General features: G+C 71.7%; 13 protein-coding genes. 9 read left to right on the top strand and 4 right to left on the bottom strand.

Translation table 11 applies throughout. The features are described from left to right. Positions 1 to 8 precede the first annotated feature (8 nt). From POL72_RS06155 to POL72_RS06145, 3 genes are all read right to left on the bottom strand, one after another. Positions 9 to 3,953 (bottom strand): serine/threonine-protein kinase, encoded by a 3,945-nt coding sequence (locus POL72_RS06155; RefSeq protein WP_272094082.1) that lies wholly within the window; start codon positions 3,951 to 3,953, stop codon positions 9 to 11. 209 nt (positions 3,954 to 4,162) lie between these two features. Continuing rightward, entirely contained in the window at positions 4,163 to 4,849 is a 687-nt protein-coding gene (locus tag POL72_RS06150; protein WP_272094081.1) for a GNAT family N-acetyltransferase, read from the bottom strand. Positions 4,850 to 4,958: 109 nt separating this feature from the next. Beyond that, positions 4,959 to 5,495, bottom strand: coding sequence for a GNAT family N-acetyltransferase (locus POL72_RS06145; RefSeq protein WP_272094080.1), 537 nt, complete (start codon positions 5,493 to 5,495; stop codon positions 4,959 to 4,961). Between the two features lie 255 nt (positions 5,496 to 5,750). Between POL72_RS06145 and POL72_RS06140 the strand changes: the two genes are divergently transcribed. Beyond that, positions 5,751 to 6,191 (top strand): hypothetical protein, encoded by a 441-nt coding sequence (locus POL72_RS06140; RefSeq protein ID WP_272094079.1) that lies wholly within the window; start codon positions 5,751 to 5,753, stop codon positions 6,189 to 6,191. A gap of 56 nt (positions 6,192 to 6,247) precedes the next feature. Then, positions 6,248 to 6,859, top strand: coding sequence for an antibiotic biosynthesis monooxygenase family protein (locus tag POL72_RS06135; protein WP_272094078.1), 612 nt, complete (start codon positions 6,248 to 6,250; stop codon positions 6,857 to 6,859). A 69-nt stretch (positions 6,860 to 6,928) separates the two neighbouring features. On the opposite strand, the gene POL72_RS06130 is transcribed toward POL72_RS06135, so the two are convergent. After that, on the bottom strand, positions 6,929 to 7,789 hold the full coding sequence (locus tag POL72_RS06130) for a PAS domain-containing protein (protein ID WP_272094077.1): 861 nt from the start codon (positions 7,787 to 7,789) through the stop codon (positions 6,929 to 6,931). A gap of 575 nt (positions 7,790 to 8,364) precedes the next feature. On the opposite strand from POL72_RS06130, the gene POL72_RS06125 reads away from it, so the two are divergent. The 7 genes from POL72_RS06125 (at position 8,365) to POL72_RS06095 (ending at position 16,631) form a co-directional block, all read left to right on the top strand. Then, a complete protein-coding gene (locus POL72_RS06125) occupies positions 8,365 to 9,606 on the top strand; it encodes an enolase C-terminal domain-like protein (RefSeq protein WP_272094076.1) in 1,242 nt (413 codons plus the stop codon). Then, on the top strand, positions 9,603 to 10,721 hold the full coding sequence (locus tag POL72_RS06120) for a hypothetical protein (RefSeq protein ID WP_272094075.1): 1,119 nt from the start codon (positions 9,603 to 9,605) through the stop codon (positions 10,719 to 10,721). Before POL72_RS06125 ends, POL72_RS06120 begins: the two co-directional genes overlap by 4 nt. Further along, a complete protein-coding gene (locus tag POL72_RS06115) occupies positions 10,718 to 11,491 on the top strand; it encodes an SDR family NAD(P)-dependent oxidoreductase (RefSeq protein WP_272094074.1) in 774 nt (257 codons plus the stop codon). Before POL72_RS06120 ends, POL72_RS06115 begins: the two co-directional genes overlap by 4 nt. Continuing rightward, entirely contained in the window at positions 11,488 to 13,152 is a 1,665-nt protein-coding gene (locus POL72_RS06110; RefSeq protein ID WP_272094073.1) for an MFS transporter, read from the top strand. Before POL72_RS06115 ends, POL72_RS06110 begins: the two co-directional genes overlap by 4 nt. 109 nt (positions 13,153 to 13,261) lie before the next feature. After that, a complete protein-coding gene (locus POL72_RS06105; RefSeq protein WP_272094072.1) occupies positions 13,262 to 14,359 on the top strand; it encodes a sugar kinase in 1,098 nt (365 codons plus the stop codon). Beyond that, on the top strand, positions 14,356 to 14,997 hold the full coding sequence (locus tag POL72_RS06100; protein ID WP_272094071.1) for a bifunctional 4-hydroxy-2-oxoglutarate aldolase/2-dehydro-3-deoxy-phosphogluconate aldolase: 642 nt from the start codon (positions 14,356 to 14,358) through the stop codon (positions 14,995 to 14,997). Before POL72_RS06105 ends, POL72_RS06100 begins: the two co-directional genes overlap by 4 nt. 173 nt (positions 14,998 to 15,170) lie before the next feature. Then, positions 15,171 to 16,631 carry a hypothetical protein gene (locus POL72_RS06095; RefSeq protein WP_272094070.1) on the top strand — a complete coding sequence of 487 codons (1,461 nt, stop codon included), beginning with the start codon at positions 15,171 to 15,173 and terminating at the stop codon, positions 16,629 to 16,631. Positions 16,632 to 16,669 lie beyond the last annotated feature (38 nt).

The raw sequence follows: 16,669 nt of genomic DNA, 5'->3' as shown, positions 1-16,669 counted from the left end.
CGCCCACCTCATGCGGGCGCGCGCGTGGCTGGCGAGGGGACCTCGCCGAGCCACGCGCGGGCGAGCGCGAGCGTGCGGGCGTTGGCGGAGACGTCCTCCAGGAAGCCTCTCCTGAACGCGGGGTCGCCGATCCGGTCGGCGCGCGCGAGCAGATCGTCGCGCGCCGCGCGGAGGATCTCGCGGGCCTCCTCGACGTCGCCCTTCGCGCGGAGCGCCTGGGCGTAGAGCGCCGGGAGCGCCTCCTGACGAGGCGTGAAGACCGCGCCCGCGCGCCGCTCCGCCGCGAGCGCGTCGCGGGCGAGCGCGGCCGCTTCCTCCGCGCGCCCCTGCCGGAGCCGGATCTCGGCCATCAAGGACAGGTGCGTCGCCTGGAGCGGCGGCATCAGCGCGGACGGGTCCCCCACCGCGCGGAGCTCTTCCTCCGCCTCGACCAGCTCGCCAAGGAGGCAGCGCGCCTCGACGCGGAGCAGGCGCGTCGTCGCGCTGCGGCTCCTGGCGATGGGCGTCGTGGCTTCCCGCTGGAGCGCGGCGCCGGTTTGCTCGAGCGCCTCCGCGAGATTTCGCCGCTCGAGGAGCGTGACGATCCGGAACGTCAGCGCGCGGCTGGAGACGAAGCCGGGCGCGCCCTCGGCGGCGAGCACGCGATCGAGGTGCTGCTCGGCGGCGTCGAAGGCGCCGAGCCACACGCAGTCCATGGCCGCGAGCACCGACGCCACGAGCCCGTAGAGCTGATGGCCGAGCGACTCGAAGTGCCGCACCACGGCGAGGTGCGCGTCGAGCGCCCCCCACGGGTCGCGCGCCGTCTGGCACAGCCAGGCGCCCCGCGCGATCTGGGCGCAGATCTCGGCCTGCGGATTGCCCGCGAGCTCCCTGGCGACGTCGCTCTCGAGTCGGCTCAGGTACCGCTCGGCCAGCGCGGGCATCCCTTCCCACAGCAGGCAGAGGACGATCCGGCAAGCGAGCTCCGCTCCCTGGAGATCGGCGGGGAGATCCGCTGGATCGAGCCGCGGGAGCAGCGCGTCGAGCGCCCCTCGGTCGTCGAAGCTCACGATGTAGCTCAGCGCGCCGATCAGGGCGCGCCGGTAGGTGTGGCTGCCGGGAGCGGAGGCCTCGAGCGCCCGGAGCGCGGCCCTGTAGGCCTCGTCGTGGGCGTCGCTCCAGAGCAGGCCGTCCATCTGGCGGACGTGGAGGGCGGCCAGCGTCTCCCCCGTGGCCCCGCAGTCGAGCCCCTTCTGGACGCGCGTGAGCATCGCGGGCACGTCGGCGCCGCGCAGGGCCAGCTCGGCCGCGCGCAGGTACTGCTCCGCGGCGCGCGACGGGTCGTCGCCCCGCGCGAAGTGCTCGGCCAGCACCATCGGATCCTGCTCGCCGGCCTCGATCAGCCACTCGCCGGCGAGCCGGTGGCCGAGCGCCCGGTCGCGATCCGTCAGCATCGCGTAGGCCCCCTCCCGCAAGAGCGGGTGGCAGAAGGCGATCTCCTCCTCGCCCGCGAACCGGGAGCTCGGCCGGCGCTCGATGATCTCGCGCTCGACCAGCTCGGCCCACGCGTCGCGCTCGCTCGTCCCCGGCGTCCCGGCGCCGAGCAGCGCGCGCACGCCGCCCACCCAGGCGACCTCCCCGAAGACGCTCGCCGCCCGCAGCTGCCGCCGCGCCTCGAGCCCGAGCGCCGCGAGGCGCGCCTCCGCCATGCCCAGCACCGTCTCCGGCAGCGCGCCGCCGCGACCTTCCGCCAGGGCCCGGATGAGCTCCTCGAGATAGAAGGCGTTGCCCCCGGCCCGCTGGATGAGGGCGGCGATCTCCCCGGGCGCGCGCTGCCCGCCCGCGCCGCCGAGCGCGCTCCGCACGAGCTGCTCGGCCGCGCGGGCGGGCAGCTCGCGCAACCGGAGCTCCGAGAGGCCCCGCTCGGCCCAGAGCCTCGGGAACACCGCGTGAACCTCGGGCCGGGCGAAGGCGAGCACCGCGTAGGGCCGGTCGCCGAGCTCCCGCAGCGCCCGGTCGAAGATCCCCATCGAGGGCGCGTCTCCCCAGTGGAGATCCTCGAGCACGACGAGCACGGGGCGCGCGCCCGTCACGGCCCGCGCGTAGTCGAGGTACGCTCGCTGGATCCCCTCGGCCATCATCGCCGGGTTGTGCCGAGCGGCCCGCAGCGCCGGCAGATCCTCGTCGGGGAGGGGGGCGACGCCGAGCAGCTCGCCGAGGAACCCGGCCACCCGTAGCCCTTCCTCGCCCGAGAACAGCGGCGCGAGGGCCTGCGCGAGCTTCCGTCGCCGCACGTCGACGGCCTCGCCCGCGGCGATCCCGAGCGCGCCCCGCAGCGATCCGGCGAGCATCGCGAACGCGGCGCCCGTGCCGATGGAGTCGCCGCGGACGACGCTCAGGCTCACGTCGGGGTGGCGCTGGCGCAGCACCTCGACGGCCTCGTGGCGCAGGCGCGATTTGCCCATGCCCGCCGCGGCGGTCACCAGCGCCACCGCAGCGCGCCGCTCGGCGAAGCTCTCGTCGACGAGGTCGAGCAGGTGGCGCAGCTCCCGCTCGCGTCCGACGTGGGGGCTCGGCTTGCCCAGGAGCTTGCGCGGCCCCTCGCCGATCTCGCGCTCCGCCCTGAGCCAGGAGATCCCGCCCCGCTCCACGACCTCGAAGCGCACGTCGAGCAGGGCGCGCGTCACCGCGTCGACCTGGACGCCCTCGCGCCGGCTCTCCGCGCGGCCGGGCGCGGCGGCCTCGTCGAGCAGGGCGGCCGCCCTGTCCAGCACCTCGCTGAGCGGCGATCGACCCGCCGGCTCGCCCCACCCCGTCACCAGCACGACCGCCGCGCTGGGGAGCTGCGCGCAGATCTGCAGCGCGCAGCGCGCCACGAGCGCCGCCTGGTCGGTCGCGCTGCCCGCGCTCACCACGAGCGTCACCACCATCCCGTCGCCGAGCTCTTCCACCTGCGCGCTCAGCGGCGTGGCCGCGCGGCGCACCACGGCGAGCGCGTTCGGCGGTGACGCGTGCAGATCCAGCGACTCTGTCGACTCGAAGAACGAGGCTTGCGCCGGCCGGACCGCAACGATCGAGACCAGGCGCTTCTCGCCCGTGGTGATGACCGCGCTGGGAAGGGGAGCCGAGGACACCTTGCTCGTCTTCCAGGCGCCGAGCGTGTCCAGGGTGCGCGCCACGGCCGCGCCGTCCTCGGGCCGCGCCGAGGGATCCTTGGCGAGCATCTGCGCGACGAGCTCGTCGAGCGCGTGGGGCACCTCGGGCCGCAGCTCCCTCGTCCTCGGCGGCTCCTCCAGGAGCAGCTTCCACACGAGCGCCATCGGGTGTTGCTTGCGGAACGCCGGCTTCCCGGTCAGGCACTCGTACAGCACGCAGCCGAGCGAGAAGATGTCCGCGCGCGCGTCGAGGGTGTCCCGCTCGCCCCGCGCCTGCTCCGGCGCCATGTAGCCCAGCGTGCCCAGCACCGCCTCCGTCCGCGTCAGCCGCTTCGAGGCGTCCGCCAGCTGCGCGATGCCGAAGTCGAGGAGCTTGACCCGATCGAGCGCGCCTTCGACCAGGAAGAGGTTGCTGGGCTTGATGTCGCGGTGCACGATCCCGCGCGCGTGCGCCGCGCCGAGCGCGTCTGCCACCGTCCTCACCAGGGCGATGGACTCGTCGATGCGCAGCTCCTGCCGCGCCAGCCGATCCGAGAGGCTCTCGCCGGAGAGCCACTCCATCGCGAGGTACAGCTCCCCCGTCGGCGCCATGCCGTGCGTCGCGTAGCGCACGATGTGGGGGTGCTCCAGCCGGGAGAGCGTCTCTGCCTCGCGGAGAAAGCGCGCCTGCGCGCGCGCGTCCGCCGCCTTGCGCAGCAGCTTGACGGCGACCACCGTCCCGCTCGAGCGATCGAGGGCCCGGTAAACGGTGCCCATGCCGCCGGATCCGGCGATCTCCGCCAGCTCGAAGCGGCCGTCCAGCAGCCTGCCAGGCAGCATGCGCGTGAAGGATGCACCTTCACTGGAGCGCGAGGCAAGGCGGACGGACGGCGCGACCGTGCCGTGGGGCCCGCGCGATGTGCGAAGGCGAGCTCGGCCGGCGCGGATGCGCGTCGTCCGATTCCGAGCTCCGCGAGGACCCTGGCCCGATCACGCTCCCTCGTTCACGCCGCAACCCGCCTGTCGGGAGGCTGAGCCGCCTCGATGCATCATGATTCCGGGTCGGCGCCCGACCCGCGCCGGAGCTGCTCCAGCAAGAGCGGCATCGCGCCGGTGCCGGCCGCGAGCAGGCGCTCGTCGATCGTGGCCAGGCCGCAGCGGAACTCGTAGACCCTGAGGTGCGCCTCGTTGTGAAAATACCTGAGGTTCAGGCTGGTCCCCGTGGCGGCGTCGATATCCATGGCGACGATGCGGAACCCTGCTTTCAGCTTGGCGATGAGCACCGCGTTGTTGCCGGGGGCGTGCTCGCTGACCACGTAATCGAAGCCGAGCTCTCGCGTGTACGCGAGGACCCGGCGGACGAACTCCCGGTACAGGCCGCGCCGGCGGTAGTCGGGGTGAACGGCCGAGTGCCACATGCGGTAGGTCTCCGCGTCCTTCTGGTGGCCCGAGAACATGGCCACGATCGCCTCGCCGTCGCGCGCCGCCCAGAAGTCTGCGAGGCGGTGGGCTCCCTCCGACGCCGTGAGGCGGGCGCGGGCGCGCTCCCCCTCCTCGCCGGACAGCGCCCGGAGATTGAAGAAGACCTCGGGCGGGAAATGGCGGAGCAGCTCGGCTTTGTGCAGCGCCCAGTAGGCGTCGCCGTCGGCGAGGCGCTCGAGCGGGTAGAGGCCTGCGAGCGGCTCGCCGAAGTGCTTCTGTCGAATCGGAACGACCCAGTCCCACGCGGTGCTCATGGATCGAGCCCTATCATGCGGCTCGATCCACCCCAAGAAGGCTGTCCGCGGACCCGCTCGATCCGTTCAACGGGCCGATCGCGGCGTGGACCGAGTTGGACAGGAATCGTTACGAAGCGCTGTCACCGCGATGGAGGTCGAGCCGCATGGCGCAGCGCTGCGCCGGGTCGAGGCCCATGCGCGCCTCGTTCCCGAGGATCTCCGCGAGCCGCGGGGGCGTCTCGGCCGGCGACAGCTCGCGGAAGCCCATGGAGGCGTAGAACGGCCCGTTCCAGGGCACGGTCCGGAAGGTGGTCAGGGTAAGCGCCTCCAGCCTCGCGGCCCGCGCCCACGCGATGACGTGGGCGAGCAGGCGTCGCCCCAGCCCTTGCCCCTGGCGGTCGAGGACGACGTCGAGCTCGCGGATGTGGAGCTCCTCGCCGGCCGCCTCGGCGCCCAGGAACGCGATAGGCGTGCCGGCGCCGTCGTCCATCACCCAGAGCGTCCCGGCCCGGAGCGCGCCGCGCCAGCCCTCCGCCGGCGTCGCGTTCGCCAGGGCCTCGACGTCGAGGTCCGTCCCCCGGAATGCGCGGCTCGCCGAGCGCTCGATCTCGGGTAGGTGAGGCAGGTCGGACTCGACGGCAGGTCGAATGAACGTCGATGTCATCGGGGCTGCGCAGGCTAGGCAGCCACGGGCCCACCCGCAACATCGGGGTGCGACGGCGCTCCGGGGGAGGGCGACCCCTGGGGGGTCGTCGATGCCGCACGCCGCACGCCGCATGCCGCGGCTCCTCGGGCCGCCCCGGACGAAAGAGCGGCGTCGATTGAACGTTCCGGGACCGTCCGGGAACGGAGGTCCATCCGGTCACGCAGCGGCGCCCCCACGGAGGGAGGCCTGACGCGTGATCGCAAGGAGCCACAGATGACGCTCGTCTCCTCGGCCCTCGCCGCGCGGAGCTCCGCGCCGCGATCCGCCCGGCGCCGGCTCGTGAAGCCGCTCCTCGGCCTCGCGGTCTTCGCGGCGCTCTTCGTCGTGCTCGCGTGGCGACTCGACAGGCCCTCTGTGGCCGCCGGGCCGCTCGACGCGGCGGCCGGCAACCCGCTCGGCCAGCTCTCCCGCGCCGCCGCCGACCGCGCGCCCATCGCCGGCCTCGTCGAGGAGCGGCTCCCGGCCGGCCCGTATACCTATGTCGCCGTGCGCAGCGGCGAGAGCCTCACATGGGCTGTCACCGTCGGCGACGCGCCGCCTCCCGGCACACCGGTGCAGGTGCGGAGCATGGGTCGCAAGGCGAACTTCCACTCACGCCGCCTCGCGCGGACGTTCCCGGAGCTCGTCTTCGGGATCGTCTCGCGCGCTGACTGAGCCCCCGATAACGGACAGAGCCTCCGGCGACGGACAGAGCAGAGAGGACCATGACCATGACGACACGTGGATTCGACAAGATGCTGAGCGCGACGCTCGATCGCTCCTCGGGCGCGCTCGCCGCCGCCGTCATCGCGGCGCTCGGCGCGATCCTGTCGGGGTGCAGCTCCGATTCCGACGGGAAGACGACCGACGTTCCCCTCGCCGAGTGCACGGGGGGCGTGCTCGAAGCCGATCTGGAGGCGGACGCGCTGAGCGGGCCCGGCGTCGATCCGGAGACCGGGAAGCTCCGGCCGCCTCCGGAGGGGTCGTCGTACACGGTCAGCACGACGTACGGGGTTCCACGGCGGGGCGAGGCCGTGATGCAGCGATACGGGCAGATCTTCGGGGCGATCCAGGCGGACCTCGCGTCACAGCCCGGCCTCCTGGCCATCCAGCTGGGCCAGTCGCCCTCCTGCGGCTCCGGGCGCACGCTGGCCGTGTGGGCCTCGACCGACGCGATGTACGAGTTCGTCATGGGCCCGGCCCACCTCGCGGCGATCGACGCCGCGGACGAGCTGCTCGAACCCACCTATGTGGTCACCCACTGGGAAACGGCCGAGACCGATGGCATCTCGATGGCCGAGTCGGCCCGTCGCATCCGGGCGCTCGACGCCCGTGCGCCCTGAGCCGACGCGGCGGCGGCCGCGCCCTGCGCGCGCCGGCGTCGCCTGCGCCGGCGGGGCGAGCCCCCGGGCTCAGCGGGCGGCCGCGCGCTGCCCGCTGAGGCGGCTCATCGCGTAGGCGAGCCCGCTCTGGAGCGTGCCTTGCGTGGTGATCCGGCCGAAGTCGATGCCCAGGCCGACCAGCGTCCTGGCGATCTCCGGGCCGATGCCCACCATCACGCTCCGGCAGCCGAGCAGCTCTGCCGCCTGCACGGCGCGCACCAGGTGGCGCGCCACGGCGGAGTCGATCACCGGCACGCCGGTGATGTCGAGGATCACGAACTCCGCGCGCCGCTGCCCGATGGCCGCGAGCAGGCTCTCCAGCGCCTGGGACGCGCGCCGATCGCTCATCTCGCCGACCAGCGGGATGAGCAGGATCCCCTCCCAGACCTGGATGACCGGCATGGCCACGCGATCGAGCAGCTCCGCCTGCATCTGGATGATCGCGCGCTGCTCCCGGTTTTCGGCCGCGATCCGCTCGGCCTCCATGTGCCGCTGCTTCAGGTCGGTGATGTCCGTGATGAGCCCGCAGAGGCCGACCACCTGCCCTTGCTCGTTCTTCATGGGGAACTTGCGGGTCCAGATCGTGCGCGCCACCCCGTCCGAGCCCGTGGCGCTCTCCTCGTTCTCGCTCGGCTCACCCGAGTTGAAGACGACGTCGTCGTAGCTCCAGAAGACCTCGGCCTGCGCCTTCGGCCAGTAGTCCGGGTCGCTGCGGCCGATCAGATCCTCGTAGCGCTGCCCGATCAACCCGCAGAAGCCCGGGTTGCAGGCGATCCAGCGATGTTGCCGATCTTTGACGAAGATGGGATCCGGGATGGTGTCGATCACGAGCTGGAGCAGCCCGAAGGTCTTCCAGTCCGAGACGTCGATGCAGCGGAGCGTGAACGCCATTCAGCCAAGCCCATCTCCCCCGACCCCGATCCGCCTCTCTTTATCAGCCATCGTGGATGGCCATGCAAGGGCAGAAATGCGGCGGATCACGGCGGAGACCCGCAGACGTGTTGGCGCGCGCGCGCCGCTGAGCGTCCACCAAACGTCCACCGAGCGCGCGCGTGTGCCTCGCCTTGCTAACTGCCGCTACATCACGACGCAGGGGGCACCTGGACAGCGAGCGGCGGTGAACCCCCCGCCCCGGCGCGGCTCCGGCGTGACGGTGCCGCGCCGCAGCGACCTCGGCCGCCCCCCGGAGCCCCCTCTCGCGGCGTCGTCGGCGCGGCGATGGCCTCCGTCCAGATTCGACCGCGAGGTGTGATCACTCTGTCGCGGTCCGGGAATTCATCCGGGCCGTTCGGCAAATCTCCTTCCAAACGAGGCCGCTGCATATATAACTCGCTACCTCGCTCATCGGTTCCCTGCGCTCTGCAGACGATCGCGCGATGGCCCGCCGAGGCAGGTGTCCCTGCCCGTCGGGATGCCTCTTGTCGAGGCACGTCGGACCGCTGGGGGCCCCAGGAATCCCGTCCTGCATGAAAATCGTCGATATCCGCGCCACCACCGTCACCGTGCCGCTGGAGGCGCCCCTGCGCCACGCCAACGGCTGTCACTGGGGCCGCTTCGTGCGCACGATCGTCGAGATCGAGGCGGACAACGGGCTGATCGGGCTCGGCGAGATGGGCGGCGGCGGCGAGTCGGCCGAGGCCGTGTTCCGCGCGATGAAGGGCTACCTGGTCGGCCACGACCCCGCCCGCCTCGAGGAGATGCGGTTCAAGATCGCGAACCCGACGGCCTCTCTTTATAACAACCGCACCCAGGTCCTCGCCGCGCTGGAGTTCGCGTGCCTCGACCTGCTCGGACAGGCCTTCGGCGTGCCGGTCCACGATCTCCTCGGCGGCAAGCTGCAGGACGAGGTGCCGTTCGCGTCCTACCTCTTCTTCCGCTACCCGAACGCCGACGGATCAGGCGAGGTGCGGACGCCGGAGCAGCTCGTCGAGCAGGCGAAGGAGCTGAAGAAGAGCCACGGGTTCACCTCGCACAAGCTCAAGGGCGGCGTGTTCCACCCGGACTACGAGCTCGAGTGTTACCGCGCGGTCGCCGACGCCGTGGGCCGGGATCGCGTCCGCTTCGATCCGAACGCGGTCTGGTCGACGGAGCAGGGCATCCGCTTCGGGCAGGCGATCGAGGATCTCAACAACGACTACCTCGAGGACCCCGTCTTCGGCCTCCACGCGATGCGGCGCACCCGCGAGAAGGTGCGGATGCCGCTCGCGACCAACACCGTGGTCGTGGGCTTCGAGCAGCTCGCCGCGAACGTCCTCGACACGGCGGTAGACGTCATCCTGCTCGACACGACGTTCTGGGGCGGCATCCGGCCGTGCGTGAAGGCGGCGGGGATCTGCGAGACGTTCGGCCTCGGCGTCGCCGTCCACTCCTCGGGCGAGCTCGGCGTGCAGCTCGCGACGATGCTGCACCTCGGCGCCGTCATCCCGAACCTCTCGTTCGCCGCCGACGCGCACTATCACCACCTGCGCGACGACGTGATCCAGGGAGGCCCGCTCCCGTACCGGAACGGCCGCATCCGCGTCCCCGCCGGCCCCGGCCTCGGCGTCCGCCTCGATCGCGAGAAGCTCGCTCACTACGCCGAGGAGTACCGCCGGCTGGGCTCCTATCCCTACGACAAGGACCCGCTGCGGCCGGCCTGGTGCGCGACCGTGCCGAACGACCGCTGGGCCGATCCGAAGGACGACCGAATCCCCGAGGTGCCGAGATGACCCTCGCCGAGCGCGTGGCCACGGCCGTCGACGCCGCGCCCATCATCGATCTTCACACCCACCTCTTCGCGCCCCAGTTCCCCGCGCTGAACCTCTGGGGCGTCGACGAGCTCCTCACGTACCATTACCTCGTCGCCGAGGCGCTGCGCGCCGAGCCGAAGGTCACGCCCGAGGCGTTCTTCGCGCTCGACAAGAAGGCGCAGGCCGATCTCGTGTGGGCGTCGCTCTTCGTCCGCCGATCGCCGCTGTCCGAGGCCACCGCGGGCGTCGCGACGGTGCTCGCCGCGTTCGGGCTCGACCCCGCCGCGCCGGATCTGCGCGAGGCCCGCGCCTTCTTCGCCGAGCGCCGGGTCGAGGATCACGTGGAGGACGTGCTGCGGCTCTCGGGCGTGAGCGCGCTCGCGATGACGAACGATCCGACCGACCCGGCGGAGCGCGCGATCTGGGAGTCGGGCGCCACGCCCGATCCGCGGTTTTACACGGCGCTGCGCCTCGATCGGCTCATCCACGCGAGCGATCTCGCGTCCGAGCTCGAGCGGTGGATCGCCCGCATGAGGCCGCGCTACCTGGCGATCTCGGTCAACGAGGTCTCGGCGCCGCCCCGGGCCGTGCTGGACGCGTGCCGCGAGCACGGGCTGCCGTTCGCCATGATGATCGGCGTCCGGCGCGCGGTGAACCCCCGCCTCGGCGTGGCCGGCGACGGCGTGAGCACGGTCGACCTGATCCCGCTCGAGCGGCTCGCCGCGGAGAACCCCGACGTGCGCTTCCTCGTCACGACGCTCGCGCGCGAGAACACGCACCCCCTCTGCGTCGTGGCGCGCAAGTTCGCCAACGTCCTGCCGTTCGGCTGCTGGTGGTTCATGAACAACCCGAGCCTCATCGAGGAGACGACGATGATGCGCCTGGAGATGCTCGGGCCGACCTTCGTGCCGCAGCACTCCGACGCGCGCGTCCTCGATCAGCTCATCTACAAGTGGCGCCACTCGCGGCGGTCGATCGCTTCAGCGCTGACCCGGCGCTACGGGGCCATGCCCGTCCCGCCGACCGACGCGCAGATCGAGCGCGACGCGCGGGCGCTCCTCGGGGGCATCGCGAAGGACTGGCTGGGAGCATGACGAACCTCTTCGACATCTCGGGCCGCACGGCCGTCGTGGTCGGTGGCACCTCCGGCATCGGGCGCGCGATCGCCCTCGGCCTCGCCGAGGCGGGCGCCCACACCGTCGCCACGGGCACCCGCGCGGACCGCGTGCAGGCCGTCGCCGCCGAGATCCGCGAGCGGGGCGTCCGCTCGATCGAGGCGGCGTGCGACGTCAGCGATCGCGCGACGCTCGACGCCCTGCGCGACCGCGTGCTCGAGGCGTTCGGCCGCGTCGACATCCTCGTCAACTGCGCCGGTCGGACCTTCCGGAAGCCCACCGCCGATGTTGGAGAGGCCGAGTGGGCCAGCCTGCTCGACACCAACGTCACCGGCATGCTGCGCGCCTGCCAGGCCTTCCATGGCCCTTTGAAGGACAGCGGCCGGGGCCGCATCGTCAACATCGCCTCGCTGTCGAGCTTCGTCGCGTTCCACGAGGTCGCGGCCTACGGAGCGTCGAAGGCGGCGGTGCTGGCGCTCACCCGGAGCCTCGGCGCCGAGTGGGCGAAGCACGGTATCCGGACGAACGCGCTCGTGCCGGGCGTGTTCGTGACGGACCTCAACCGCGCCCTCCTCAACGGCACACCGCGCGGGCAGGAGCTGCTCGCTCGCACGCCCCTCGGCCGCTTCGGCGACACGCAGGAGCTGGTCGGCGCGGCCCTCTTTCTGTGCTCTGACGCGGTGAGCTTCATCACCGGCACGAGCATCACAGTCGACGGTGGATTCCTCGCCTCCGGGGTGAACCAATGACCGCAGCGTCTCCCGTGGCCCCGGCGACCGCCGGCGTCATGACCCGCACGCGCTGGACCATCTGCGCGCTCCTCTTCTTCGCGACGACGATCAACTACCTCGATCGGCAGCTGTTCTCCCTGCTGATCCCGTTCTTCGAGAACGAGCTGCGCCTCGGGCCGACGGATCTCGCGCTCATCAACGTGAGCTTCCTGCTCGCCTACGGCTTCGGCATGGTGTTCGTCGGTCGCTGGATCGACCGCGTCGGCCCGCACAAGGGGCTCAGCGCGACGTTCCTGCTTTGGAACATCGCCTCGGCCGGCCACGCCATCGTCGCCAGCTTCGCCGGCTTCGCCGGGATCCGCTTCCTGCTCGGGGTGGGCGAGGCCGGTAACTTCCCGGCCGCCGTCCGCACCGTGGCCGAGTGGTTCCCCAAGAAGGAGAGGGCGCTCGCGACCGGGCTGTTCAACTGCGGATCGAACGTAGGCGCCATCCTGGCCCCGCTCCTCGCGGTGCGCATCGCGGAGTCGTACGGCTGGCGGACCTGCTTCCTCCTCCTGGGCGGCGTCGGCGTCGTGTGGATCTTCTTCTGGGCGCGCCTCTACCGGCGGCCCGAGGAGCACCCGAAGGTATCGCCCGAGGAGCTCGCGCACATCCGCTCGGACGCGAAGGAGGCGACAGGGTCCCTCGGCGTCGGCGAGGTGTTCGGGATGCGGCCTGTCTACGCGGTCGCGGCGGCGAAGTTCTTCACCGACGCCCCGTGGTGGTTCTACCTCACGTGGCTGCCGAAGTTCCTTGTCAGCGAGTTCAACCTGAAGCCGACCTTCATGGCTTACGCGATCCCCGTCGTGTTCCTGGTGGCCGACGGCGGCGCGATCGGCGGGGGCTGGCTGTCGTCGAAGCTCATCGCGGGCGGCCGATCGGTCGGCACGGCGCGGAAGCTCGCGATGCTCGCGTGTGCGCTCTCCGCGGTGCCCGTCATGTCCGTCGGGCTGCTCGTCGATGTCCCGAGCGTCGCGGGCATCCCTACGATCTACGTCGCGGTCGCGATCCTGTCGCTCGCCGCGGCCGCGCACCAGGGCTGGAGCAGCAACCTCTACACGCTCGTCTCGGACGCCCTCCCGCGCCCCGCGATGGCCACGGTGGTCGGCGTGATGACCGCGTTCGGCGTCGTCGGCGGAGCGCTCTTCCAGATCTTCGTCGGCTGGGCGCTCACGGCCACGGGCTCGTACGCCCTGCCGTTCCTGCTCGCGGGGACGCTGTACCTCGTCGGCCTGCTCGCGCTGCACCTCATCCTGCCGCGCGTCGAGCCGGTCGCGCCGAAGCGGCGCGTGCCGAGCGTGGCGGTCGTCGCCGGCGGCCTGGCGATGCTCGCCAGCATCGCGGGGCTGCAGTTCGCCCTCAACCGTCCTGCGTACACCTCTCTCGACCAGTACCGCGCGGCGCGGCAGGCCCAGCTGAAAGCGACGGGCGCGCCGGTCGAGGGCCCCGCCGCCCACGTGGGCTGGATGGACGCGCGCTGGTACCTCTGGCCGACGGCCGCGGGGACCAAGGCGGAGCTCGTCAAGCTCGACCGCGATGGGCGGCCCATCGTCGAGGGGAAGGGCGCTGCCGCCAAGGGCTACACGGGCCCGTCCGCCGCAGAGGTCGAGTCGTCTCGCGCGCCAGGAGGCGATCGGTGATCACCGGCATCGACGCGCCTCATCGCATCTCCGCGATGGCGGCGGCCCCTTGAACCCTGCTTGTCCACCAGCTCTCCGGCCACGCGGCCCGCACCCCTGCAAGTGATCCATGTCCTTCACGCTCCGTGATCCTTCCACCTGCCGCTGGGATCTCGTCTCCCTCGGCGAGGTCATGCTGCGCCTCGATCCCGGCGACGGGCGGATCTCCACCGCCCGCAGCTTCCACGCCTGGGAGGGAGGCGGCGAGTACAACGTCGCCCGCGGCCTGCGCCGCTGTTTCAAGCTCAGGTCGGCCATCGTGACCGCCCTCGCGGACAACCCCGTGGGCCGCCTGCTCGAAGATCTCATGCTGCAGGGCGGCGTGGATCTCACGCACGTCCGCTGGGCGACGCACGACGGCGTGGGGCGCCTCGTGCGCAACGGCCTGAACTTCACCGAGCGCGGCTTCGGCATCCGCGGGGCGGTCGGCCTCTCGGACCGTGGCCACACGGCCGCGTCTCAGCTGAAGCCCGGCGAGATCGACTGGGATACGATCTTCGGCGCCCAGGGCGCGCGGTGGTTCCATACCGGCGGCATCTTCGCCGCGCTCTCCGAGACCACGCCTTCCGTGGCGAAGGAGGCGATGGAGGCGGCCAGGCGGCACGGCGTCGTCGTCTCCTACGATCTCAACTACCGTCCTTCGCTCTGGAAGTCGATCGGCGGTCAGGCCCGCGCGCAGGAGGTCAATCGAGCGCTCGCGCCGTACGTCGATGTGATGCTGGGCAATGAGGAGGACTTCACGGCTGCCCTGGGCTTCGAGGTCGAGGGCGTCGACGAGGGGCACGCCACCCTGCGCGTCGGCGCGTTCGAGAGCATGATCGAGCGCGTCATCGGGGTATTTCCGAACATCCAGGCGGTGGCGACGACCCTCCGTGTCGCGACCTCGGCGACGCGCAACGACTGGAGCGCGGTGCTGTACCAGGGCGGCCGGCTCTACAAGGCGCCGGAGCGCAAGGACCTGGAGATCTTCGATCGCGTGGGTGGCGGCGACTCGTTCGCCTCGGGGCTCATCTACGGCTTCCTGATGGGCAAGGGGCCGCAGTGGGCGGTCGATTGCGGCGCGGCGCACGGGGCGCTCGCGATGACGACGCCCGGCGACACGACGATGGCGACCCTCGACGAGGTGCTCAAGGCGATGAAGATGGGCACGGCCCGGGTGGACCGATGAACAAGCGCTCTGTGCTCGAGTGGATCGCGCGTGGCCGCATCGTCCCTGTGGTGCGCGCCGGCTCGGCCGACGAGGCGCTGCAGGCGGTCGAGGCCCTCCTCGAGGGGGGGATCGACGTGCTCGAGATCACGATGACCGTGCCCGGCGCGGTGGAGGTCGTGCGCGAGGTCGCCGCGCGCCACGGCGAGCGGGCGCTGGTCGGCGCGGGGACGGTCCTCGATGCGCGCACCGCCGAGGCGTGCGTCGAGGCCGGGGCGCGCTTCGTCGTCAGCCCTGCGCTCGACGAGGCGACGGTGAGGGCGTGCGTCGCGATGAACGTCGTCCACGCCCCCGGCGCGCTCACGCCCACCGAGGTCGTGGCGGCGCACCGGGCGGGCGGAGATGTCGTGAAGGTGTTCCCCTGCGACGCCCTCGGCGGCGCCTCCTACCTCAAGGCGCTCAAGGCGCCTTTGCCCCATATCCCGCTCATGCCCACGGGCGGCGTGACGCTGCAGAACGTGGGCACCTTCTTCGCGGCGGGCGCGGTGGCGGTCGGCGTCGGCGGCAACCTCGTGGATCTCAAGCTCCTGCGCGACGGGCGGCGCGACGAGCTCGTCGCCCGCGCCCGCGCGTTCTGCGACGCGGGCCGCGCATCTTGAGGCAGCGCGCAGCAGGCGCGCCCGCCGTTCACCCTATCGATTCCAGCGGCTCCCCGGGTGGAGACGGGCGTGGTGCGCGCGCTGCGCGGTGCGACGTAAAACGTAGTTAAAACCAATAGTTGCGGCGTTTGCAGGGGATTCCCGGCGCCATGGATAACCCAGGGGCTTCGAACATGAATCAATCGAAGGTTGCGAACCTAGTCGGTGCGTCGATTTTCTTCGTGGCGGCGGTCGCGCACGCCCAGACTCCCCCGCCGGCGCCGGACGCCGCCGCTCCGCAGGCCGCTGCGCCGGCCCAGCCGACGGACGCGCAGGCGCCGGCCACGCCGCCTGCGGGCGTGGCCGCTCCGACGGCGCCGCCGGCGGAGGCCGTCAAGCCGGCCTCCAAGGATCCCGTTCCGGTGACCTCCAAGTGGAAGGCCACGATCTACGGGATGGCGGAGTTCGACATCATGCACGACTCCACCCAGAGCTTTGGGGAGTCGGTGGGTGCCACGGTGATCCAGCGCGAGGACACCTACGCCGGCTCGCACGGCCGCACGCACTTCACGGCGCGGAACTCCAGGTTCGGCGTCAAGGTGAGCGCGCCCGAGGTGTCCGGTATCAAGGCCACGGCCATGCTGGAGCTCGACTTCTTCGGCAACCAGCCGCCCACCGTCTCCGAGGCCTCGCTGGTGAGCAGCGGCACCTTCCGTCTGCGTCAGGCCAACATCAAGGTCGAGTCGGACTACGTCGATCTGTTGATTGGACAGGGCTATCACCTGTTCGGGTGGCAGCCGTACTTCTTCCCGGCCACGACGTCCTTCTTCCCGGTGATGAACCAGGTGTTCGGGCGGATGCCGCAGCTGCGCGTCGGCCACAACTTCAAGGGGGACGCCGCCAACGTGGAGCTCGCCGCCGCCGTCCTCAAGCCGCCGCAGCGCGACTCCGAGGTGCCGGACATGCAGGCGGGGTTGAAGGTCGGCTTCAACGGCTGGAAGGGGATCCACACGCTCGGCGCCGGCGGGATGCTGCACGACCCGCTGACGCTCGGCGTCTCGGGCATCTTCCGCAAGTTCAGGGTCAACGAGCACGCGGCGGCCCCTGTCGAGTCGAGCTCGGCCAACGGCTACGGGATCTCCGTCGATGCGCTGCTCCCGATCATCCCGGCCAAGTCGCTTGAAGAGTCCGGCAACGCGCTGACGTTGACCGGCTCGTTCTTCACGGGCACGGGCATCTCGGACGTTGTCGGCGTCGCGAGCAACGTGCCGCACCCGGCGCTCCCGGAGGAGGGAGCGACCTATACGCCGAACATCGACAACGGCCTCGCTGTGTACGACGCGAACAACAAGCTGAAGACGATCGGCTGGACGGGGTTCATGGTCGGGCTCCAGTACTATCTGCCGCCCTCGGGGCGCTTCTCCATCTCCGGCAACTACACCCAGGGCTCGAACGACCGGGTGACGGAGGAGAACGGCTACGGCGCGCTCCGCACGGCCTTCCACGAGTCGCGCTACATCGACGGGAACCTGTTCGCCGACATCACGCCGGCGATCCGCGCGGGCCTCTCGTTCCAGTACTCGGAGCAGACGTTCGCGGACGACGTGACCGCGACCAACGAGCGTATCAAGCTGTCCCTCTACAGCTTCTTCTGAGCGACGACGGCGGGCGGGGAGCGTACTATCGCTCCCGA

Source organism: Sorangium aterium, assembly GCF_028368935.1.
GTDB lineage: Bacteria > Myxococcota_A > Polyangia > Polyangiales > Polyangiaceae > Sorangium > Sorangium atrum.
Note: the sequence above shows the minus strand (reverse complement) of the source record. Positions and strands in the feature narration are given on the sequence as shown.